Below are 21,646 nucleotides of genomic sequence, written 5' to 3'. Positions count from 1 at the left end.
CCCGGCCCCGTCCTCTCGCGGCTAGCGGCTGACGCGCCCCGCGCCTTCGTGGCCTGTCGTTCGCGCCGGGCCGGGCGACGCCGGGACGGTCCGAACGGCGGACCCTAGCGGTTCACGGAGCGCATCCCCGCCTCGTCGTACCGCTCCCCCGCCGCCTCGGGCAGCTCCGCGTCGATGCGGGCCAGGTCGTCGTCGGTCAGCACGATGTCGACCGCGGCGGCGTTCTGCTCCAGGTAGGTGCGGCGCTTGGTACCCGGGATCGGGACCAGGTCCTCACCCCGGGCCAGCACCCAGGCGATGGCCAGTTGGGCGGGAGTCACGTCCTTCTCCGCCGCGATCTCCTTCACCTTGGCCGCGAGCCGCTGGTTCGCCTCCAGGTTGTCGTCCTGGAAGCGCGGGTTCTGGCGGCGCCAGTCGTTCGCGTCCAGATCGTCCGGCGAGGTGAACCGCCCGGCGAGGAAACCGCGGCCGAGCGGCGAGTACGGCACGAAGCCGATCCCGAGCTCACGGCAGGTGGGCAGCACCTCCGCCTCCACGTCCCGCGACCACAACGAGTACTCGCTCTGCACCGCGGTGACCGGATGAACGGCGTGGGCGCGCCGGATGGTCTGCGCGCTCGCCTCGCTCAGCCCGATACAGCGCACCTTGCCCTCGGCGACCAGCTCGCCGAGCGCCCCGACGGTCTCCTCGATGGGCACGTTCGGGTCGACGCGGTGCTGGTAGTACAGGTCGATGTGATCGGTTCCCAGGCGCTGCAGCGAGCCGTGGACCGAGCTGCGGACGTGCTCGGCGGAACCGTCCTGCGGGCCGACCGTGCTGATGTCGCCGGGTACGGCGTCGTCCATCCGGTAGTTGAACTTCGTCGCGATCACGTACTGATCGCGGTGTCCCTTGATCGCCTCACCGACGAGCGACTCGTTGGTGAGCGGTCCGTACATCTGTGCGGTGTCGAGAAAGTTCACCCCGAGGTCGAGGGCGCGCCGGATGGTCGCGATGCCCTCCTCCCGGTCGGCCGTTCCGTAGAAGGCGGACATGCCCATACAGCCCAGGCCGATGGCCGATACCCGAAGCTCCCGCAGACTGCGCTCCTGCATGCCGTGTCCCAGCCTTTCCGTGCACACTCGTTCATCGTTCGGACGGCGCGAAGCCCCTCATCCATCCAGCAGCAAATTCCGCCGCCCGGCATCTCAGGAGAGAGAGCGGGCGGGACGGGCCTCGCGCCCCGGTGTCTGCGACGCTACGACTTGGAGCGCACTCCAGCGCAACCCGACCGCCGAAGCTGCCGGTCCTTTTGCCGGGACGGCCTCCGGGCGGGGGGGGGATGCCGCCTGTCCGGCGCCTGCCGCGTCACGATCGCGCCGTGTTCGCGGTCGCGGTCGCGGTCGCGGTCGCGGGTGCCAACGGTCGCGCTGCGTCAGTGGTCGCGCAGGGGGTCGATCAGCACCCCGGGGTTCAGGATCCCCGCCGGATCCAACACCGTCTTGGCGGCTCGGAGGGCGGAGCCGAAGAGGTCGGGACGCTGCCGGTCGTACCACGGCCGGTGGTCGCGGCCCACCGCGTGATGGTGGGTGATGGTGCCGCCGCTCGAGATCAGGGCCTCCGACACCGCCTGTTTGATCTCGTCCCACTGCTCCACGGTCTTTCCCCACTCTCCCGCCGCGTAGATGCCGAAGTACGGCGCGGGGCCGTCGGGGTAGACGTGGGTGAACCGGCAGGTCACTACGCCGACGACACCGACCTGACGCATGGCGTCCCGCGCCGCCTCGTCGACAGCCGCGCGCAGCGAGTCGAACCGGTCCCAGGTGCAGGCCGTCTCGAAGGTCTCCACGATCATGCCCTGGGCGGCGAGCGCGTCGCGGTGATAGGGCATGCGCATGAAGGAGGAGCGCCAGGCGTCGGCGGCCGCGGTGCGCGCGGACCGGTCCGCTGTCCCGGTGTGGCGCGGCGGCTCGGTGAGGGTGCCGCCGTGGTCCCGGCACAGTTCGAGCGCGCGTTCCATCCAGGCGTGGACGGGGTGGTCCGCCGATTCGAAGCCGAGGACCAGGACAGCGGTGGGCGAGCCGGCGTTGATCAGCGCCTCCATCGGGTCCAGGAGCCGGCAGTTCGCCGGGTTCAGCCCGGACTGGGACAGGGCGCGCACGGCCCGTACGCCCGCGTCGTGGTCCGCGAAGCCCACCGAGGCGCCCGCCCTCCACCGGGGCCGCTCCTGGAGGCGGACCCAGGCCTCGGTGATCACGCCGAGCGACCCCTCCGAGCCGAGGAACATCCGATCGGGGGACGGCCCGGCGCCCGAGCCGGGGAGCCGGCGGGTGGTGACGGCGCCGGAAGGGGTGATGACCCGCACGGCTTCGGTCAGGTCGTCGATGTGGGTGAGGTGCGTGGCGAAATGGCCGCCCGCCCGGGTGGCCAGCCAGCCGCCGAGGGTGGAGAACTCGAAGGACTGCGGGAAGAAGCGCACGGTGTGGCCCGTGGGCCTCAATTGCTCTTCCAGGTGCGGTCCGAAGACCCCGGCCTGGACGAGAGCGGCCCGGCTGGCGGTGTCCACCTCGAGAACCCGGTCCATCGAGGTGAGGTCCAGGCTGACCACGCCGGCGTATGCGTCGCCCACTCGTGGTTCGACGCCTCCGACCACCGAGGAGCCGCCACCGAAGGGTATGACCGCGATGTCGGCGCCGGTGCACCAGTCGAGCACGTCCACGACCTGCTCCTGCGATGCCGGGCGCACGACGAGGTCGGGCACATGGGGCAGCCTTCCCAGCAGGGCCCGCACGACGTCACGGAAGGCCTGTCCATGACTGTGCGCGAGCCGGTCGCGGACGTCCTCCGAGACGATGGACGCCAGCGCCCTCGGCGCCCGGACCCTGCTCGCGCCCACACCGAACGACGCGACCGGAGGGGCTTCGTGCACGGTGAGGTCCGCTCCGGGCAGCAATGCCGCGGTACGCCGGGTGAGTTCCGCCCGTTCCTCGGCCGTCACGGCGTCCTCGACGTATCCCCATCCCCACCATGAGCGCGTCTTGCTGTGCACCGGCACACCGCCTATCTGAACGCAGGGTAAGTTACCTGGCAGTCACATTTGCATGGGATGGCAGCATGAGCAAGCAGCAGAACGCCCCGCGTACGGTGGGCACCAAGGGGATGCCGCGCAAAGAGCGGGAACGGCTGATCCTGGAGGCGGCGGCCGAGGAGTTCGGCAGCCGGGGCTACGCGGGCGGGTCGACGGCGGTGATGGCCGCACGCGCGGGCATCAGCAAGCCGATGATCTACGAGTACTTCGGGTCCAGGGACGGCCTCTACCTGGCCTGTCTGGACTCCGCCGGCGCCCGCCTCGTGACGGCCGTCGAATCCGCCCAGCAGGGGCCGCCGGATCTCACGCGCGCGGTGCGAACGCTGCGGGCCGTCTTCCGGGCGCTCGAGTCACGCGTGCACGACTGGCAGCTCGTGTACGACCCCACGCTGCCGCCGGACGGTGCCCTCCACACCGCGGCCACCGGGTACCGGCGCAAGCTCAACCGCACGGGCGCGGTCGGCGTGGCGGAATTCCTGCACGCCGCCCAGGCCGACGAGCCACTCGACGAGCCACTCGACGCCGACCTCGCCACGCATCTTTGGTACGGGACGGTGAGCGCCGCGGTCGCCTGGTGGCGGCACCACCCCGAGCAGAGCGCCGACGACATGACCGCGCGATTCCAGCGGATCCTGGCAGTGTTGGACCCTCGGATCCGGTGACGCCGGGACGCGACGGCCCCTCGACGAGGTCCCGCCGCGCGCGCCGGTGCTCCAGGACTCGACTGGAGAGCGACCGCCCCGGCCACCCGGGGCACGGTCTACATGCGGGACACGCTCGTCCCGCCGTCGATCGGCACCACCGCCCCGGTCACGAACCGGGCGTCGTCGCCCACCAGCATCGCGATGGCCCTCGCGACGTCGTCCGCTTCCGCGACGCGCCCGAGCGGCGCCCGGTCCGCCAGCTGCTGCTGGAGCGCCTGCGGCATGTGGGCGCTGGCCTCGGTGCGTACGAAGCCCGGGGCGACCACGTTGACGCGGACGCCCAGGGGGCCGGCCTCGCACGCCAGGAACCGGGCGAAGGTGTTCAGGGCGGCCTTGGCCGTTCCGTGGGCGGTCATCCCGGGGGCGGGCGGTCCGTCGGCCACCGTGCTGGAGACGAAGACGATGCTTCCCTGCCCCTCCTTCTGCATCAGGGCCAGCGCGTGCTGGGCCAGGATGTAGGCGCCGGCCAGTTCGTCCGTCACCTTCGTGCGGAAGTCGGCCCAGGCCAGCTCGCTCACCGGTGTGGGCGTGAAGGCGGCCGCGGCGGCGTTGCAGACCAGGACGTCGAGGCGGCCGTCGACTGCGGCCTGCTCGATCATCCGGGCGGCCTGCTGCTCGTCACGCACGTCTCCCTGGAGGGCGAAGGCGCTGCCGCCGTCCGCCTCGATCCGCGCGACGACCTCGTCGGCCGCGGAGCGGTTCGAGAAGTAGTTCACCGCCACGCGGAACCCTGCGGAAGCGAGCCGCAGCGAGGTGGCGGCGCCGATGCCGCGGCTACCGCCGGTGACGAGGGCTGTCGGACGATCAGGGCGTGCCATGGTTCCTCCTGAGGGGTGGGCCGGCTTGCGAATCTAGGCCCCCGCGGAGCGACTGATCAAAGTTGACTTTTCTCCCGAACTCGCGTCCCACGGTTGCCCACACGGCCTCCGCAACAGCCCGCGCGGGGGGTGGTTCCGGAGGCGGTGAGCCGCGATTCCCTAAACTCCCCGTGGCTGCGTTCCGCAGCGTAAATCGCTCCCTCACTCATCCCCTGATCCGAACGAAACCGCCCCGTCCTCGCACCCTTTGACCTCGTCCTCGCATCCGTCCACGTCCTCCGCGTCGACCGCGTTGAACCGCCACGACACCAGGCCGTCGATGTCATGTCCCAGAGGCGTGACACGTGCTGTGAACGTGCTGTCGGCAGGGATGTTGAACCGATCTGCCTCGCGGTCTCCGCATGTCACGTCCCACTCGCTCCTCGCCGCGCCGCGGGTCAGGGTCAATGTGACTGTACGAGGCCCTGGAGCCTGGCAGGCGACATCGAGGGTATGCGGTCGCCCCTTGGCGGTCAGGCTCTTGTTCAGACCCTGCGCCAGGCTCTCCATCCCCTCGTCGATGCGGCGAACTCCCTCGGGTTCCGCGGCGTTGAGGGCCTGCGTGGCCCTCCGCATCGCGTCTTCCTGCTCTTCCTTGCCGTCCCAGGTGGGCGTTGAGGTGGCGCTGGTGTGCCGTCGCTCTGCTCCGTGTTCCGGTTCGGGGGCGGCACGCTGCGGGCTCGTCGGGCCGCCGCAGGCTCCCGTCAAGGTCATGGCAGAGGCGATGAGAGTGACGGCGAGGCCGTTGCGTGCGCGCATGTGACTCCAGTCGGTGGGCGGCACGCCGCGCCACGTCAGTCGGGATGCGGCGTCCATGTCGTACAGGCCTACAGGGTGTGGTGGCCCGCTGGGACCGCTGTTGTCGGTCTGATTCCGAGGGGTGTCAGGCCAGGGGCTGAGCGTCGAACTGTGGTCCCCGCCATGAGGGGGCGGCAGAGACGCCGACGTCGAGTGCCGCGGCCGCATAGGAGCCGGCCATGGTGGGGGCTCCGGACGCCTCAGCAGAGACCTCGCGTGATCAACGTGCTGCCCACGGCGAATGACAGCGCGCCTGGGATCTCCACGTGGCGCGGTGTCACATCTTGAGTTGCTGCGCTGTCTTGGCTTCAGAAGCCGAGGAAGGGATCGTCAGGATGAAGTCCGTCATCGTGTGCGCCTCCGTGTCGCACGGCAATACGCGTCGTGTCGCCGACGTCATCGCCGAGGTGCTGGGGGCCGAAGTCGTCTCGCCCGAGGAGGCGGAGCCCGCTGCGTTGGCTGACGCCGAGCTCGTGGGGTTCGGCTCCGGTGTCTTCTACAGCAGGCTCCACCCCCGCCTGACCCACTTCGTCGAAGCACTCCCCGTGGGGCGGGGCCGGGCGTTCGTCTTCGCCACCAGCGGCTTCCCCGAGATCCCGCTGGCGCCGTTCACGCGCCCGCTGGTGCGGCGCCTCGAGCGCAAAGGCTTCACGGTGGACGGGACGTTCTCGTGCCGGGCCCTCGACACGTGGGCGCCGTTCAAAGTCGTCGGCGGTGTCCACAAGCAACGGCCGAACGCCGGTGATTTGGCAGCTGCTCGGGCGTTCGCCGAGGGGCTGAGGGAGGGACGGCGGCCGATTTCGTAGCGGGGACGCTCCCCCTGGATGCCGACTCTGACGTCCGGCGCCGCCGACGCGCGGGCGCGTGGCAGCGGCCGCTCGCTGAGGTCCTGCCCGGCGATGACCTAGCGGACGGGGAAGCCGAAGGAATAGCCCTGCCCCTTGAGCCAGGGCAGGACCTGGCGCAGGGCTTCGACGGTCTGGGAACGGTCGCCGCCCGCGTCGTGGAAGAGGATCGTCGGCCCGTTGGGCACCTCCCGCTCGACGGTGGCGACGATCGCGTTCGTACCCGGCCGCTCGAAGTCCTTGGAGTCCACGTTCCAGCCCAGCGGACGCATCCCCCGGGAAGCGGCCAGGGTGCGGCTGTACGGGGTGAACGCCCCTCCGGGGGCCCGGTAGTACATCGGCTTCACGCCACCGGAAGCCTCGGTGATCATGCGCTCGGCGTCCAGGATCTCCTGCGACTGGAAGGCCTGGGACTTCTTGTCCATGGTGGTGTCGTGCGACACCGAGTGGTCGCACAGCCGGTGCCCGGCCGCGACCACCTTCTTGACGAGATCCGGGTGGGCCTGCGCCTGCCTCCCCACCATGCAGAACGTGGCCTTCACCCCGTACTTCTCGAGCACGTCGAGCACCTGGGGGGTCCACACGGGGTCGGGGCCGTCGTCGATGGTGATGTTCACACCACGGGGGCCCTTGTCGGAGGAGTGCGCGATCGTCGCCGCCACCGCCTGCGGGGCGGCGCCCGGCTCGGCCGGCACGGACGCCCGCTGCGGAGTGCGGTCGACGGTATCGGCCTGCGCCGTCCACACCGCGGCACCGGCAGCCAGCAGCGTCACTCCGAGTGCCGCCCCGACCGTCCTGCCGTACCAGCCCCGCCCGCCGCTGTGACGCGCCATGTCCGCCCCCTGCTTCCCCTGGGTTCCTCAACCGCCGTCGGCCGCTGTGCGACCACCTGACAGGACGAGGAAAAGGCGCCGTCGGATCCCTCTGTTACCGATCACGGACAATTCCAGGAACGGGCGCCGACAACTGGGCGGCCGGCGACGGCCGGAGCGCGGTCCGATTGTCCAACTCGTCCAGAGAACGCAGGACATGCGCGCTCGGTGCGTCCGGAGCCCGGGGGGCGGACTGCGCTGTCTGCCGGTGGTGGATCGGGTCGGTTCACCGGTGGGGGGCCGCGGACTGGTGTGCCGGTGACACGGCCGTAGCGCGGCGGCCCGTCCCGGGGGCGGAATGCTGCCGGACCGCCTGTCGGTCCGTCGCGCGGCGGGCCTGCGTCGCGCGGCGGAGACTGGGCGTCATGACCCACACTTGTGCGCCCGCCGCTCCTCCACCCGGCCGCCGCACCGTGCTGGCGGCCCTCACCGGTGTCGTGCTCGGCGCGACCGGCTGTTCCGCGCGGACCGCCTCGGCCACGCGCCCGGCCCAGAGGTCCACGTCCGGCGGCGGGACGGTGTCGCTCTCCCCCACCCCGTCCCGCACGGGCAGCGGGTCGCCGTCGCCCTCCCCCGCTCTGCCGCACACCACAGCCTGGCGGCCCACGTCCGCGGAGGTGCAGCCGGCGGCGAAGCTGCGGGCCGTGCAGGTGGTGGAGGCGATCGGTGCCTGGGGCGAAGGGCGGGGCGGGGCGGCCGCGGCGCGGGCGAGAGTTGCCGCGCTCGGGCTGCCTGCGGCCCTCGTCGGCCAGGCGGGGCCGCTGTTGCCGGCGGCGGACCAGGCCGCGCTGCAGGTCGTGGACGCGCAGTACGGCGGCATCCTGTCGCGGTCCGCCAGCGTGCTCGTGGTGTGCCGGCAGTGGATCCGGCGCGGCGGCAGGGTCATCGCCGGAGGGACGACGGTCGATGTACGGCTGACCCGGTCGGGGGCCGGCTGGACGGTCGACGCCCTGCACCCGGCGCACCCGGGGCCTGCCGTCCGGTCACTCGCGCCGGAGGTCCGAGCCGTGCTCTCCGACGACCGGATCGTGTTGCCGCCGGCCGCGAGCGCGGACCTGCGCAGCGGTCAGGTGCACACCAGTGTGGCGGGGGCACTGCTCGCGCTGGCGCGGACGTACCGGCTGGAGGTGAGCGTGGTGCGTTCCGGGCACCCACTGGACGTGTTCGGCACGAGCAGGCCCAGCGACCATCCGCACGGCCGCGCCTTCGACGTGTGGCGGATCGACGGTCACGCGGTCGTCGATCCGGCGACGCCGCGGAGCCTGCTCGAACGGTTCATGCGGGACGCGGCGGCGGCCGGGTCCTACAACGTCGGCGGCCCGATCCTGCTGTCGGGCGGCGGCGTCGGACAGTTCTTCAGCGACGCCACCCATCACGACCACGTGCACGTCGGCTTCCGCACCTGAGGGCGGCGAGGCGGCCGCCCTTCACCACCGCGGTCCAGCCGGGCCGCACCTCGGCGGATGATCGCTTCCGTCGGCGGCGCCCCGGTCATGGCGGCCGCCGGCACCACCGGCGCGGGCATCGTCGACGACCTCGCCGGTGGCGTCCGACACGCGTCGGGAGCACCGCTGCCGTAGTACCGCGGTACCACCCTCCCGACCTGGTTCACCCCCCGGTACCACCGGATCCGGCCGATCTTGGACCTAGCGTGAGAAGGGAGGCGCCGGGCGTTGTGGGCGCCGCAGTCCGAGAGAGAGAACGCCGATGATCGAGGCACAGCAGCTCACCAAGAGGTACGGGGAGAAGACGGCCGTCGACGGTCTGGACTTCACCGTGAAACCGGGCACGGTCACCGGATTCCTGGGACCCAACGGTGCGGGCAAGTCCACGACGATGCGCATGATCGTCGGCCTGGACGCTCCGACCAGCGGCTCCGTCACGGTGAACGGCCGGCGCTACGCCCGTCACGAGGCGCCGTTGCAGGAGGTGGGCGCGCTGCTGGAGGCCAAGTCGATCCATCCCGGCCGCTCGGCGCACAATCACCTCCGTGCCCTCGCGCTGACCCACGGCATCCCGCGCCGCCGGGTCGACGAGGTCGTCGAGCTCGCCGGTCTCGGCAGCGTCGCGAAGAAGCGGGCCGGAGCCTTCTCCCTCGGCATGGGCCAGCGGCTCGGCATCGCGGCCGCCCTGCTCGGCGACCCGCAGACCGTGATGCTGGACGAGCCGGTGAACGGGCTGGACCCCGAGGGCGTCCTGTGGATCCGCAACCTGCTCACCTCTCTCGCGGCCGAGGGGCGCACGGTGTTCGTCTCCTCGCACCTGATGAGCGAGGTGGCGCTGGTGGCCGATCACCTGATCGTCGTCGGCCGGGGGCGGCTGCTGGCCGACACGACCGTGCGGGACCTGGTCCGCGAGGCCGGTGGTGACACCGTGCGGGTGGCGACGGACGACGCCGCGCGGCTGCGGGACGTGCTGGCCGGGCCGGGCGTGGAGATCACCGGCCGCATCGGTTCGGAGGAGCTGCAGGTGACCGGGGTCTCCGCCCGGGAGATCGGCCTGAAGGCGGCCGAGCACGCCATCCCCCTGTTCGAGCTGACCACCAAGGCGGTGTCGCTGGAGGAGGCGTTCATGGAACTGACCCGGGACGCCGTGGAGTACCACGGCTCCACGACCGGCACCGAGACCTCCGGGAGCGCAGCATGAGCACCCTCACGGCAACCCACAAGACCCCTGAGACCCCCGAGACGCCCGAGACCGCCGCGGCCGCCGCGTCCCGGCCCGTGTACCGGGTGACCGGACGGCGCGTGCTGTCCTCGGAGTGGGCCAAGCTGTGGTCCCTGCGCTCCACCTGGATCACCCTCGGCCTGGGCCTGCTGTTCCTCGTGGCCTTCGGCGTCATCGCCGCGAGCCACTACAAGTCCAACCTCGGCTCCGGCCGGCACATGGACCGCGACTTCGCCACCGCGACGGCCGCGAGCCTGTCCCTCTTCGGCACGAACTTCGCCCAGCTCGCCCTCGGTGTGCTCGGCGTGCTGGTCACGGCGGGTGAGTACTCCACCGGCATGATCCGCTCGACACTGGCCGCGGTACCGCGCCGGCTGCCCGTGCTGTGGTCCAAGGCGGCGATGTACGGCGTGGTCGCGCTGGTGGTCGCGACCGCCGGCGCGTTCGTCGCCTTCCTCATCGGCAGCCGGATCGTCTCGGGCACGCCCGCCGCCATGGGCCTCGGCCATGCCGGCGTCGTCCGCAGCCTGCTGGGCGCCGGGCTGTACCTGGGCCTGGTCGGCGTGATCGGCACCGCCCTGGGCGCGCTGCTGCGGTCGGTGGCCGGGGGCATCTCGGTCCTGGTCGCGGCCCTGATGCTGGTGCCGGGGCTGGTCTCCCTGCTGCCCAGCTCGTGGCAGGGGAACATCAGCCCCTACCTCCCCAGCAACGCCGGCGAGTCGCTGTTCGCCCTGACCCACGACTCGACCACCCTCTCGCCGGGTGCCGGACTGCTGGTCTTCCTCGGCTGGACGGCCCTGGCACTGGCCGGCGCGGCGTACCGGCTGCTGCGCAGCGACGTCTGAGCGCGGCCACCCGCATCATGGTCCGGTGACCTCCATGACCACCGAAGATCTCAGCGGGATGGGACCGCTGGTCGCCCGGCTCGGCCGGGCCGGCCAGCGGCTCCGGCATGCCGACCGGGCGCGTCCGTGGGTGCTGGACAGCGCGGTGGTGGCCGGAGTCTTCCTGCTGTTCTGCCTGCCGGACCTGCTCCACGCGGTCGGCGTGATCGGCGGGGACGGCGACGGCGACGGCCCGCGCCGCTTCCGTCTGGCGTTCACCCGGTTGCCGGTGGCGGGCATGCTCGCCCTGCAGGCCGGGCTGGTGCTGCCGCTGCTGTGGCGCCGGCGGGCACCCGCCGTCGCCTTCGGCGTCGTCACGGCGGTGTTCGTCGTGCAGTGGTCCCTCGGCGCGGCACTGCGCGCGGACGTCGCCCTCTTCGTCGCCCTGTACAGCCTCGCGCTGCACGGGCGGCTACGGCAGCTGCCCTGGGCCTGTGCCGTCGCAGCGGGCGCGCTGAGCCTGGTCGCGGCGCGGGTGTCGGGGGTGGTGTCGGTCTGGGACGCGCTGTTCTTCCTGCTCAGCACGGCGACCGCCGCCCTGGCGCTCGGCATGGTGATCCGGGTCCGGCGGGCCCAGCTCGCCGGGCTGCGCGACCGCGCGACCCGGCTGGAGATCGAACGCGACCAGCGCGACCGACTCGCCGTCGCCTCCGAACGGGCCCGGGTGGCGCGGGAGATGCATGACATCGTCGGCCACAACCTGTCCGTCATCATCACCCTCGCCGACGCGGGGGCCTATGCCGCGGGCGCCGCTCCGGAACGCGGCAAGGAGGCCCTGCACCTCATCGGGGACACCGGCCGTCAGGCCCTGGGCGAACTGCGCCGCGTGCTCGGCGTGCTGCGCGAGGCCGACGACTCGACGGCCGGGCCCGAGCTGAGCCCGCAGCCCGGTGTCACGGACATCGACGCGCTGTGCGAGGCAGTGCGCGCCGCGGGCCTGGACGTCGTCTACCGTACGGCCGGGGACATCGACGCCCTCGACAGCGGGGTGCAGCTGACGGTCTACCGCATCGCGCAGGAGGCCCTGACGAACACCCTGAAACACGCGGGCAGCGGCGCGCGGGCGAACCTGGCCGTCGTCGTGGAGGACACACGGCTGACCGTCACCGTCCAGGACTCCGGGCCGCCTGCCCCGGACGGCCGTCCCCGGACGGTGAACGAGGAAGGACACGGCCTGGTGGGCATGCGGGAGAGAGCGGCGCTCTACGGCGGTCACGTCAGCGCGAGCCCCGCGGGTGCCGGCTGGACGGTACGAGCCGACCTGGACCTCACCCCCCAGGACGGTGCCCGGTGACGACGGTGCTGATCGTGGACGACCAGCCGCTCCAGCGGTACGGCTTCCGCATGCTGCTGGACTCGGTGCCCGAGACGGAGGTGGTCGGCGAAGCCGGGCACGGAGCCGAAGCCGTGCGCATGGCGGCCGAACTGCGTCCCGACGTCGTCCTCATGGACGTACGCATGCCGGGAATGGACGGCATCGAGGCCACCCGCCGGATCGTCGCCGCCGGTGACCGCTCCCGCGTCCTCGTCCTGACCACCTTCGACATCGACGAGTACGTGTACGCGGCCCTGCGTGCGGGAGCCAGCGGGTTCCTCCTCAAGGACGCCCGCCCGGACGAGCTCCTCGCGGGCATCCGCGCGGTGGCGGGCGGGGGCGCCGTGATCGCCCCGACTCTCACCCGGCGTCTCCTGAAGGAGTTCGCCCGCCTGGTCCCACCCGCCGGCGAGGGCTGTGCCGAGGACCCGAGGCTGGCCTCCCTCACCGACCGCGAGCGCGAGATCCTGGTCGCCATCGGCAAGGGCTGGAGCAACAGCGAGATCGCCGGCCGTTTCGTCCTCGCGGAGTCCACGGTGAAGACCCACGTGGGCCGCGTCCTGTCCAAGATCGGCGCCCGCGACCGCATCCAGGCGGTGATCTTCGCCTACGACCACGGCCTGACCCGTCCACAGGGAGGCACCGTCTAAGCACGGGCCGAACGCGTCACCGGGGCCGGCACTGGACGACCCGATCGGCGGCAGTCTTCCGGTCACCGATCGGCGGGTCCTGGCTTATGCCGGATCTGTGATGATTTCTCCTAGGCTCAGGGGGACGAGATGCGTATCGAGCGGAGTCGGTGTGCGTGAGCGATCGGATGACGACGGCAGGACGGCGGCCAGCCCGGGCGAGGGGCTCGCACAAGCCGGTGAGGACAAGACGCTGTGGGACATCGCGGCAGCGATGCGCACGCTCGGTCCGCAGGCGAGCATGGCCCAGATCGCCCGCGAGGCCGGGCTCACACCGGCCGCTCTCTACCAGCGCTTCCCCACGCCCGACATCCTGCGCAGCAGGCTGGCCGAGGCCTTCTACGACCGGCTGCTGGCCCACGCCGAGCAGATCCCCGGCCTGCCGGTCGAGCAGCGGCTGGAGCGCTTCCTGCGCACCGTGGGCCTCCATCTGGCGCTCAGTCACAGCGTTCTGCCGGATGCGTTCGGCGAGATGGCGTCGCCCGCGCAGCGTGAACGCATCTACGCCCTGACCGTCGACCTGCTGGAGCAGAGCAGACAAGCCGGTGTCGTGGCCGCCGACGTCGCCCTGTCCGACATCGCCGCTGCCGTGTGGGGGCTGCGGGGCGTCATCGCCACGACCGACACGCTCGCGCCCGACGCCTGGGAACGGCACCTCGATGTCGTCGTGGCCGGCCTGAGGGACCCGCACATCACTTTCAGTCGCCCGCCCCTGGACGCCGGACTCCTGGATCGCGTGATTCACAGGTCCTCGTCGTGACGACCTGACCTCGGGCTCCGGGACAGGGGTCCGACCCGACCGACAAGCGGGCCCCCGGTCCCCGCACGTGACGTGCCGGGGGCCGGGGGCCCGGGGTGTGCGGGTCAGCGCTCTTCGCCGCCGCCGCTTCCGTAGGAGCGGCGCACCGCGTCCGCGGCCTTGTCCGTCTGGGCGTCGTACTTGTCGCCGGTACGCTCGTCGATCAACCGCTCGGCGCTCTGCACGCCCTTGTCGGCCTGGTCGGGGTGGCCCTTCGCCATCTCCTTGGCCTTGTTCGCCAGGTCTCCCAGCTTGCCCATGGATACCTCCCGCGATGATGCGTGGGTCGTACCCAGCCGCAGGTACCCACTGCTCCGCCCCTCACTCCACGACCGTCGCCCCGCATGCCCGAATCGGCCGACGGCGAGCCGGCGCCGTCGGGCGCGAGGCCGGTGCCCAGGGTGCGCCGATCAGGTGGTGGTGGTCTTCGGCTGTGGCGCGACGACGTGGCCCGCGCGCAGTTGCTCGTTGATGCGCTGGGCTTCTTCGAGCTGGTCTTCGAGGATGACGATGCGGCAGGCGGCCTCGATGGGGGTGCCCTGGTCGACGAGTTCGCGGGCCCGGGCGGCGATGCGCAGTTGGTAGCGGGAGTAGCGGCGGTGGCCGCCTTCGGAGCGCAGCGGCGTGATCAGGCGGTGTTCGCCGAGGGCCCGGAGGAAGGCGGGGGTCGTGCCGAGCATGTCGGCGGCCCGGCCCATGGTGTAGGCGGGATAGTCGTCGTCGTCGAGAGGACTGACGGCGCGGGTACTGCGAGGGGGCATAGACCTCTTCTTTCGAGGGACGCGTCGGGGGGCCCGGGTGCCGTACCGGCACCCGGGCCCCGAGCTTTCAACACCATCTACCGGCGAATCGCGCCGGGCTTTTGTGTCCGCAGGTTCCGGCCGAGGGGCCGGGCTGCGGGGATCGCGGATGCGTGACCGGGGACCACCTTCCAATCCGGGGCCTGCGGTACCCGGGCGGACTGCTCCTCGCCCGGGCGATCCTGATGGCGTTCCGCTCCTTACCTTCGATTACTCGGTTGTGCTGCGGGTACTGCTCGCGGCCCCGAGGGCCGCCTTCTTCTCGACCTGCCGGCGCGGCAGTTACATGTCTGCCGCGCCCTCTTCGACTTCCTGAGTACACCAGAACAGTAACCGCACGACGTGCCAATGTCTACTGCCGCCACAACAGATTTTCTTCAAGAGCGGTCCACGAAGTCCTCTCGCACACGCATCCGATACGACCCTATCGCCTCACCCGTTGACTTTACATACGGCCGACCGCATTCTTTGATTATGACCACTGGATCCTTCACAGAGGAGACCGATCCTTTCTGCCTGGCCACCGTGGACGCCGCGGCGATGCTGTTCGACGCCCCGTGGCGGCGTTACGGCGTGATCGGCGACAGCCTCTCCGCCGGGACCGGGGACGAGAGCACGGGCTACGGCAACAAAGGCTGGCCGGATCGGTTCGCGCACGTCCTGCGGCAGGTGAGGCCCGACCTGGCCTACCTGAACACGGCCACCGTCGGCGCGACGACGCTCGACACCCTCGACCACCAGATGGGCGGCATGCGGGACTTCGCCCCGGACCTGCTGCACCTGCCGTGCGGCGCCAACGACCTGCTGCGCCGCTCGCCGGACTTCGGGCGGATCGAAAGCGACCTGCGCCGGATGTACGACCTGGCGGCCGGCACGGGCGCACAGCTCACGGTGTTCACCTTGGGCCGCGCCTACGTCGTGCCGGTCTTCACGGACTGGACGGAGCGCGTGCTCACCTTGAACGACCTCACACGCGCCCTCGCCGGCGAGTACGACGCGGTCGTCGTCGACATGTGGGACCACCCGGTCAACTCCCGCCCGGATCTGCTCAGTGCGGACCGCATCCACTTCTCCACCGCGGGCCAGGCCGTCCTGGCGAGCGAGATGGTCAGAGCGCTGGCCGCCGCCCTGGCTCACGCCACGCCCTGAACACCCATCCGACGAGCCCGCAACAGGTACGATCGACCGTATGGACACTGGGGCGCGCACCTTCGTCACCGGGGCGGACACCGTGTCGATCACCGACAAGCGCCTGCTCAAAGGCGCGCGGGCGCGTGAGACGGCCCTGCGGCGCGCCGTCGACATCGCCTCCCTCGACGGCCTGGACGACGTCAGTTTCGGACGTCTCGCCACCGACACGGGCATGAGCAAGGCGGGCATCCAGACCCTGTTCCGGTCCAAGGAAGTACTCCAGCTCGCGACCATCGACTACGCGCGCGCCATGTTCATCGACGCGGTCGTCCGCCCGGCGCGGGAAGCGGCACCCGGTCTCGACCGGCTGCGCTCGCTGATCGAGCACTGGATCGGGTACGCGACGGCACCGCTGTTCGAGGGCGGCTGTTTCCGCGTCGCGAACATCGCCCGCTTCGACAGCAAACCGGGAAGCATCCGCGACGCCCTCCTTCGCCACCAGCGGGAATGGCTCGACACCCTCGGCGAGGAACTGCGGACCGCCGTCGCGTCCCACCAGATCGCGGAACTCGACGTCGACCTCGCGGTCTTCCAGATCGATTCGGTGCTCTGCGCGGCCAACACGGCGCTGCGCCTGGGCGACGACGACGTCATCGCCAAGGTGCGCCGCACCGTGGACGGTCTCCTGAGAGCGGCCTGAACACTCCTTCCAGCGCGGCGGCGTGGGACCGGCTGCGGTGTCGGCCGCTCCCGTATGGCGCGGGCCGCCGGGTGGTGGAAGCATGGAAGTGGTGCTGTGCGCCGCTCCACGCTCTCGCGAGGAGGGATGGTCATGGCCAAGCGTCTGGTCGTCTGCTGCGACGGCACATGGAACTTCGCCGATCAGCCCAGCAAGACGAACGTGGCCAAGGTCGCTCTTTCCGTGCGCCGGAGATCCGCCTCCGGCAGGGAGCAGCGGATCTACTACCACAGCGGCGTCGGCACGCAGCGGTCCGAACGGCTGCGGGGCGGGGCCTTCGGTGTGGGGCTGTCGCGGAACGTCGAGGACGCCTACCGGTTCCTCGTCGAGACGTACGAGCCCGGGGACGAGCTGTTTCTCTTCGGGTTCAGCCGGGGCGCGTTCACCGCGCGCAGCCTCGCCGGACTGGTGCGCAACAGCGGCATCCTGCGCCGGGAGCACACCGACCGGATGCAGGAGGCGTGGTCCCTGTACCGTGACCGGGTCGAGCAACCGAACGGCGCCGCCTGCACGTTGTTCCGCCGTTCCTACGCGCACGAGACACAGATCCGCTTCATCGGGGTGTGGGACACCGTCGGTGCGCTCGGCATACCCGTGCCGGACGCCGCTTTCCTCCAGCCCGCGGTGAACCGCTTCAACCAGCGCTGGGCGTTTCACGACACCGACCTGAGCAGCTGGATCAACGGGGCGTTCCACGCGCTGGCCATCGATGAGCGGCGCTCGGCGTTCCGGCCGACGCTCTGGCACCAGCAGACCGACGCCGCCCGGGAGGGACAGGAGTTGAAGCAGGTCTGGTTCGCCGGGGTGCACCTCGATGTCGGCGGCGGGTACGAGGAGACGGGGCTGTCCGACGTCACTCTGCTGTGGATGGTCGACCAGGCCCGGCGGTACGGGCTGGAGTTCGACGACGGCGCGCTCGGCGCGGCCGGGCCGAGGGTGATGACGCCTCGGGAGAGTGTCGGCTTCCGGGTCGAGCCGAACGGTGCGGGTCCGCTGCACGAGTCCCGCAAGGGTTTCTATCTGCTGGCCAAGGACTACCACCGGCCCCTGGGCAGCGCGGTGAACGACAAGAACGAGCCCGACGGGAACGAGTTCCTGGCCGTCCCCGCCAAGGAGCGCTACGACCGCGACCCTGGTTACCGTCCGCCGGAGCTCAGGCGGTACCTGACCCGGGAGCAGGTGCGGCTGGAGCCCGTCCTGCTGCCGGACCTCGCGGCCGGGCTGCCGCCGATGCCGCCCGCCGCGCCCTCGCCCACGTCGGCCCCCTCCCCCTCGCCGGGGGCAGACAGCGCCAACTGAGCGTCGGTGCCCGGGCGCTGAAGCCACCGCGGAGTGCCGCACACGCCTCGAACGGCGCCCGCCCCCGAGTGGCGACCGCTCGCCGGGCCGGGTGACCATGGTGGGAACGACTCGTTCGGGGGCCGCACGCCTGGGAGGCGCCAGTGGCACACGGCACCAACACGGATGTGCTCGTCGTGGGCGCCGGGCCGGTCGGACTGACCGCGGCCCTGGAGCTGCGCAGGCACGGGGTGACCTGCCGGATCGTCGACCGGCTGCCCGAACGCCTCCCGTACGCCAAGGCGGTCGGGGTCCAGCCGCGCACCCTGGAGATCTGGGACCGGATGGGTCTGGTCCGTGCGGCGCTCGAGGCGGCCGTACCGCTGCGCGGCCAGTTCGCGTACGTCAACGGTGTCGAGCAGGGCCGCTACGACCTGGCTCTGCCGCCGGAGGTGCCGTACGGGTTCGCCGCGCTCCCCCAGTACGAGACGGAGCGTCTGACCGAGGAAGCCCTCGCCCGCCACGGCACCCGTATCGAGCGCGGCACGGAACTGGTCTCCTTCGAGCAGGACGCGCAGGGGGTGACCGCCCGCCTGAGCCACGCCTCCGGGACCGGGGAGGAGGTGCGGGTGCGCTTCCTGGTCGGCTGCGACGGCGCGCACAGCGTCGTCCGCAAGGGTCTCGGGCTCGCCTTCGAGGGTGGCGCGTTCCTGGAGGAGTACATGCTGGGGGACGTGGAGGTCGACTGGGACCTGCCCGCGGGGTACGGACTGCGCGCCATGCACGTGGACGGCTCCGGTGTGGTGGACGACGTCCTGGTGTGCATCCCGCTGCCGGGCGTGAAGCGGTACCGCATGTCGATGCGGGTGCCCCCGGAACTGTCGGCGCTGCGGCAGGAGGAGACGGGCCCGTCGAGGCCGCAAGCCGTCGGCGGTGACGGCGTCGCCCACGGTCTGGAGGGCCGTCGGGCGCCCGGCCTGCCGCACATCCAGGCCGTGCTGGACCGGCTTTCTCCCCAGCGCACCACGGCGTCGGCCCTGCGCTGGTCGTCGGTGTTCCGGATCAGCCACCGGATCGTGGACCGGTACGGCGAGGGCCGGGTGTTCGTCGCCGGAGACGCCGCCCACATCCACCCGCCCACCGGCGCCCAGGGCATGAACACCGGTATTCAGGACGCCTGCAACCTCGCCTGGAAGCTCGCCCTCGTGCTCGCGGGCAGGGCCTCCCGCGCGCTGCCGGCGTCCTACGACGCCGAACGCCGTCCGGTCGGCGAGGAGGTCGTGGGCCGCACCGTGCGCCACGCCACCGCAGGCGGCGTGCAGGCCGACCGGGACGATCCCGGGACGGTGATGCTCCGCGAGGCCCAACTGCTCGTCGGTTACCGGGGCAGCCCCGTCGTCGACGCGCCCGGCCACGGTCCCGGCCCGCGGCCCGGCGACCGTGCCCCGGACTGCGGCGGACTCACCGGCCCGATCGCCGCCTACCCGATGCGCCTCTACGACGTCCTGCGCGATCGCGGCACCGTGCTGCTGCTGTACGGGCGGCCGCAGTCGTACGGCACCGATCGCGTCGCCTCGTACGAGGAGCTGGTGGCGGAGGCGCGGCTGAGGTCCGGTGGGCTGGTGGACGTGTGCGCGGTGTCTCCGGCCGGCGAACCATCCGACGGCGTCCCGGTACAGGTCCCCGTTTACCGGGACCGGGACGGTGAGTTCGCCTCGCGGTACGCCCTCGGCGCGCAGGAACCGACGGCGCTCGTGATACGTCCGGACGGATACCTGGGCGCCCGGCTGGAGCAGCCCGGGACCACCCGCCTCGCCCGTCACCTCACAGCGGTGTTCGGCACCGGCGGCGACACCGTCCGCCCGGCGTCCGGTCAGGGGTGAGCGCTGGCGCTCCGCAGGTCGGCGAGCAGCAGGTGGTGGTCGGAGTACGGGGTGGGGTGCACGCGGTGCTCCAGCGGGACGATGCCGCGCAGGAAGACGTAGTCGAACGTGCTCTGCCAGTCGGTGGTCGGCTCGCAGCCGGCGGTGGGCAAGGGGTGGCACCCGGGGTCCGCGTCCGCCGCCAACGCCCACATCGCACGCAGTTCCGGGGCGGCCGGCACGGCGTTGAAGTCACCGAGGACGATCGCGCGGTCGTGCACGGCGACGGCTGCGGCGAGCACACGGGTCTGTTCCGCCCGGACCGTCTCCTGACGCCGCTGGGCGAGGTGCGTGTCGAACACCCGGACCGACCGCCCGCCCACGGTGGTGGTGACCGCCATGTAGCCGCGGTTCTCGGATCCGCCGTCGGGGTACCTCACCCTGACGACGTCGGTCATCGGGGCCGCCGACAGGAGCGCCTGCCCGAAGCCTCCCGGGCTCCACGGCGCTCCCCCGCAGCGGCCCCAGTCCCGCAGGACCGAGCCGTACGCGACGTGGTAGCGCAGCCCGTAGTAGCGCTCGAGGTCGGCCCGGATCCTCTCGACGTCGCGCACGCACGCTTCTTGCAGCCCGACGACCTGCGGAGCGTATGTGGCGATCTCCGCGGCCCGGTCGACGTTCCTCACCCTGCACGGGTTACAGAGGTTCCACGTCATGACGCGGTTCGGTACGACGTCCCTGGCGACGGCGACGGGCACCGACCCGACGGGCGCGCTGGGGCCGACGAGCACCGAGCACGCCACGATCACCGCGCCCGCGAGCAGGCGCCCGCCCCTGCCGAGCACCAGCGCCTCCCCGCAGTGGATGCCCACGCCGTACGGCGTCCTACGGGTACGAGGGTAGGGGACGCGGGCGTCAGCGGTGCCGCGTCACGGCCCCCGGGGAGAGCCCCGACGGCGGCTGGGCGGCGCCCTCGTCGACGGGCAGGGGCACGGGCTCCTCCGGCTCCCGGGCGGGACGTACCGCGGAGCCCTCGCCGTGGCCCCCCGGCGCGCCGGCCGGCGCCTCGAGCCGGCGTCGCGTGGGCGGTGCCGCCCGGCGCAGCGCCACGTGCAGGACCGGCATCAGGACACAGGTGACCGCCGCGCTCTGCCACAGCAGCGCGTCGAGCCGGCCGGCCGCGAGGTAGGCGCCCGCGGCGACCGCGGCCAGGGCGCACACCCCGCGGTCCACGATGCTCTCCACGGACAGCAGCGTGGCGCGCGGCGCGTCCGCCGGGACGGCGTCGTTGACGAGTTTGCGCTGCACCGGGTAGACGAACCCGGTGATCGCGGCGAACGCGCACAGCGCCGCCACCACGAGCCAGGGCCCGCCGAGGGTGGTGCACGCGAGAACGGCGGCGAGCGCCACGCTCAGCAGGGACACCCACCCGGTCGCCGACAGCCGGCGGCTCAGCCACTGGGGGCGCGCCGAGGCCACCGCTTCGGCCACCGTCATGGCCGCGAGCACACTGCCGTGGGTGCTCTCCCCGATCCCGTGGTCCAGGAGCACCGGCTGGAAGAGGTTGACCTGGCAGATGCGTGAGAGCGTGAACACCGCCACGCCCTGCACCATGAGCAGCGGCAGCCACGGGGAGCGGCGCAGCGCCCGCAGCGCGGCAGCCGTGTCGCGCAGGAGGGTGCCGCCACGGGTTCCGCGGGTGGCCGGCCCGATGTGGGCCGGGTGCGGTGCGAGGCGGGGCAGCGCCAGGGCGCAGGCCAGTGAACCGGCGGCGCCGGCCGCGCTGAGCACGTACGGTGCCGGCGTGGCCAGCGCCATCAGCGGGCCGACGAGCGGCCAGCAGACGACCTTGGCGGCCAGCCCGAGCGATCGCGCGGTTCCCTCGGCCCGCAGGTAGTGCGCTTCGGCGCCCTCGGCGCGCAGCCCGTCGTAGAGATAGGCGCTCGCGGCACCCGACGCGAGCGAGCGCCCCGCCGCGATGGCGAGGAAGTGCACGAGGAAACCGGTGTACGACGGGGCCAGGACCGGTGCCAGGTTCGCCGCCGTCATGACGACCGCGCCCGCGCGCAGGCAGTTGCGGGCGCCGATACGGTCGGCGACGACGCCGGTCGGTATCTCGAACAGGCAGAACGCGATGTAGTAGATGCTCTGGATGCCGAAGATCTGTCCGTCGGACAGGCCGGCGTCGCGCTGGTACGCGTAGAAGACGGGCATCCACCACAGCAGGTTGAACAGCAACTGGAAGCCGTTGTTCAGGCGGATGATCCGGCGGGCCGCCGGGGAGACGGCCCGCTCGGCACCGCGGCTCCGGTGTGCGGGCGAGCGGCGCATGCGGCCGC

At 72.0% G+C, this 21,646-nt stretch carries 22 protein-coding genes and 1 pseudogene; 13 read left to right on the top strand and 10 right to left on the bottom strand.

Annotated elements, in window-relative coordinates; all coding sequences use genetic code 11:
- Positions 1-104: 104 nt before the first annotated feature.
- Both AB0E88_RS22185 and AB0E88_RS22180 read right to left on the bottom strand, forming a co-directional pair.
- Positions 105-1,094 carry an aldo/keto reductase gene (locus tag AB0E88_RS22185; RefSeq protein ID WP_361632919.1) on the bottom strand — a complete coding sequence of 330 codons (990 nt, stop codon included), beginning with the start codon at positions 1,092-1,094 and terminating at the stop codon, positions 105-107.
- Between the two features lie 320 nt (positions 1,095-1,414).
- Positions 1,415-3,028: an FAD-binding oxidoreductase gene (locus tag AB0E88_RS22180; RefSeq protein ID WP_361632917.1), complete on the bottom strand. Its 1,614-nt coding sequence runs from the start codon at positions 3,026-3,028 to the stop codon at positions 1,415-1,417.
- 65 nt (positions 3,029-3,093) lie between these two features.
- Here AB0E88_RS22180 and AB0E88_RS22175 point away from each other — a divergent pair, with 65 nt between their 5' ends.
- Positions 3,094-3,729, top strand: a complete 636-nt coding sequence (locus AB0E88_RS22175) for a TetR/AcrR family transcriptional regulator (RefSeq protein WP_361632915.1) — start codon at positions 3,094-3,096, stop codon at positions 3,727-3,729.
- A 98-nt stretch (positions 3,730-3,827) separates the two neighbouring features.
- Here AB0E88_RS22175 and AB0E88_RS22170 read toward each other — a convergent pair whose 3' ends face one another.
- The 3 genes and pseudogenes from AB0E88_RS22170 to AB0E88_RS22160 form a co-directional block, all read right to left on the bottom strand.
- Complete coding sequence (locus AB0E88_RS22170) at positions 3,828-4,589, bottom strand: SDR family oxidoreductase (protein ID WP_361632913.1); 762 nt, start codon at positions 4,587-4,589, stop codon at positions 3,828-3,830.
- A 201-nt stretch (positions 4,590-4,790) separates the two neighbouring features.
- Positions 4,791-5,444: a hypothetical protein gene (locus AB0E88_RS22165; protein WP_361632911.1), complete on the bottom strand. Its 654-nt coding sequence runs from the start codon at positions 5,442-5,444 to the stop codon at positions 4,791-4,793.
- Between the two features lie 89 nt (positions 5,445-5,533).
- Positions 5,534-5,692 (bottom strand): annotated as a pseudogene (locus AB0E88_RS22160) (chloramphenicol efflux MFS transporter); the annotation flags it as partial.
- A 69-nt stretch (positions 5,693-5,761) separates the two neighbouring features.
- On the opposite strand from AB0E88_RS22160, the gene AB0E88_RS22155 reads away from it, so the two are divergent.
- The gene (locus tag AB0E88_RS22155; protein WP_361632909.1) at positions 5,762-6,232 is read left to right on the top strand and encodes a flavodoxin family protein; all 471 of its coding nucleotides are present in this window, start codon (positions 5,762-5,764) and stop codon (positions 6,230-6,232) included.
- Between the two features lie 98 nt (positions 6,233-6,330).
- On the opposite strand, the gene AB0E88_RS22150 is transcribed toward AB0E88_RS22155, so the two are convergent.
- Positions 6,331-7,104 (bottom strand): polysaccharide deacetylase family protein, encoded by a 774-nt coding sequence (locus AB0E88_RS22150; protein ID WP_361632907.1) that lies wholly within the window; start codon positions 7,102-7,104, stop codon positions 6,331-6,333.
- Between the two features lie 404 nt (positions 7,105-7,508).
- Here AB0E88_RS22150 and AB0E88_RS22145 point away from each other — a divergent pair, with 404 nt between their 5' ends.
- From AB0E88_RS22145 to AB0E88_RS22120, 6 genes are all read left to right on the top strand, one after another.
- Positions 7,509-8,549 carry a hypothetical protein gene (locus tag AB0E88_RS22145; RefSeq protein ID WP_361632905.1) on the top strand — a complete coding sequence of 347 codons (1,041 nt, stop codon included), beginning with the start codon at positions 7,509-7,511 and terminating at the stop codon, positions 8,547-8,549.
- A gap of 301 nt (positions 8,550-8,850) precedes the next feature.
- Positions 8,851-9,789: an ATP-binding cassette domain-containing protein gene (locus AB0E88_RS22140; RefSeq protein ID WP_361632903.1), complete on the top strand. Its 939-nt coding sequence runs from the start codon at positions 8,851-8,853 to the stop codon at positions 9,787-9,789.
- Entirely contained in the window at positions 9,786-10,655 is an 870-nt protein-coding gene (locus AB0E88_RS22135; RefSeq protein WP_361632901.1) for an ABC transporter permease, read from the top strand. The genes AB0E88_RS22140 and AB0E88_RS22135 overlap by 4 nt, the downstream gene beginning before the upstream one ends.
- Positions 10,656-10,689: 34 nt before the next feature.
- Positions 10,690-11,988, top strand: a complete 1,299-nt coding sequence (locus AB0E88_RS22130; protein ID WP_361632899.1) for a histidine kinase — start codon at positions 10,690-10,692, stop codon at positions 11,986-11,988.
- Positions 11,985-12,659: a response regulator transcription factor gene (locus AB0E88_RS22125; protein ID WP_361632897.1), complete on the top strand. Its 675-nt coding sequence runs from the start codon at positions 11,985-11,987 to the stop codon at positions 12,657-12,659. The genes AB0E88_RS22130 and AB0E88_RS22125 overlap by 4 nt, the downstream gene beginning before the upstream one ends.
- Positions 12,660-12,810: 151 nt before the next feature.
- Positions 12,811-13,458 carry a TetR/AcrR family transcriptional regulator gene (locus AB0E88_RS22120; protein ID WP_361632895.1) on the top strand — a complete coding sequence of 216 codons (648 nt, stop codon included), beginning with the start codon at positions 12,811-12,813 and terminating at the stop codon, positions 13,456-13,458.
- Between the two features lie 104 nt (positions 13,459-13,562).
- Here the strand turns inward: AB0E88_RS22120 and AB0E88_RS22115 are convergent, their stop codons facing one another.
- A complete protein-coding gene (locus tag AB0E88_RS22115) occupies positions 13,563-13,757 on the bottom strand; it encodes an antitoxin (RefSeq protein ID WP_361632893.1) in 195 nt (64 codons plus the stop codon).
- A gap of 150 nt (positions 13,758-13,907) precedes the next feature.
- Entirely contained in the window at positions 13,908-14,258 is a 351-nt protein-coding gene (locus AB0E88_RS22110) for a MerR family transcriptional regulator (RefSeq protein ID WP_361632891.1), read from the bottom strand.
- Between the two features lie 513 nt (positions 14,259-14,771).
- Here AB0E88_RS22110 and AB0E88_RS22105 point away from each other — a divergent pair.
- From AB0E88_RS22105 to AB0E88_RS22090, 4 genes are all read left to right on the top strand, one after another.
- Positions 14,772-15,446 carry an SGNH/GDSL hydrolase family protein gene (locus AB0E88_RS22105; RefSeq protein WP_361632889.1) on the top strand — a complete coding sequence of 225 codons (675 nt, stop codon included), beginning with the start codon at positions 14,772-14,774 and terminating at the stop codon, positions 15,444-15,446.
- A 40-nt stretch (positions 15,447-15,486) separates the two neighbouring features.
- Positions 15,487-16,128, top strand: coding sequence for a TetR/AcrR family transcriptional regulator (locus AB0E88_RS22100; RefSeq protein WP_361632887.1), 642 nt, complete (start codon positions 15,487-15,489; stop codon positions 16,126-16,128).
- Between the two features lie 132 nt (positions 16,129-16,260).
- Positions 16,261-17,466 (top strand): DUF2235 domain-containing protein, encoded by a 1,206-nt coding sequence (locus AB0E88_RS22095; RefSeq protein WP_361632885.1) that lies wholly within the window; start codon positions 16,261-16,263, stop codon positions 17,464-17,466.
- Positions 17,467-17,609: 143 nt separating this feature from the next.
- Positions 17,610-19,328: an FAD-dependent monooxygenase gene (locus tag AB0E88_RS22090; RefSeq protein WP_361632883.1), complete on the top strand. Its 1,719-nt coding sequence runs from the start codon at positions 17,610-17,612 to the stop codon at positions 19,326-19,328.
- Here AB0E88_RS22090 and AB0E88_RS22085 read toward each other — a convergent pair.
- Positions 19,319-20,113 (bottom strand): endonuclease/exonuclease/phosphatase family protein, encoded by a 795-nt coding sequence (locus AB0E88_RS22085; RefSeq protein ID WP_361633060.1) that lies wholly within the window; start codon positions 20,111-20,113, stop codon positions 19,319-19,321. The genes AB0E88_RS22090 and AB0E88_RS22085 overlap by 10 nt on opposite strands.
- Here AB0E88_RS22085 and AB0E88_RS22080 point away from each other — a divergent pair.
- Positions 20,022-20,210 carry a hypothetical protein gene (locus AB0E88_RS22080; protein WP_361633068.1) on the top strand — a complete coding sequence of 63 codons (189 nt, stop codon included), beginning with the start codon at positions 20,022-20,024 and terminating at the stop codon, positions 20,208-20,210. The two genes, AB0E88_RS22085 and AB0E88_RS22080, sit on opposite strands and share 92 nt — an antisense overlap.
- 12 nt (positions 20,211-20,222) lie before the next feature.
- On the opposite strand, the gene AB0E88_RS22075 is transcribed toward AB0E88_RS22080, so the two are convergent.
- Complete coding sequence (locus AB0E88_RS22075; protein WP_361632881.1) at positions 20,223-21,638, bottom strand: MFS transporter; 1,416 nt, start codon at positions 21,636-21,638, stop codon at positions 20,223-20,225.
- Positions 21,639-21,646 lie beyond the last annotated feature (8 nt).

Origin of the sequence: Streptomyces sp. NPDC028635 (assembly GCF_040637635.1) — a bacterium.
Lineage (GTDB): Bacteria > Actinomycetota > Actinomycetes > Streptomycetales > Streptomycetaceae > Streptomyces.
The sequence above is the reverse complement of the archived record's forward strand: the minus strand, read 5'-3'. Positions and strand labels throughout refer to the sequence as shown.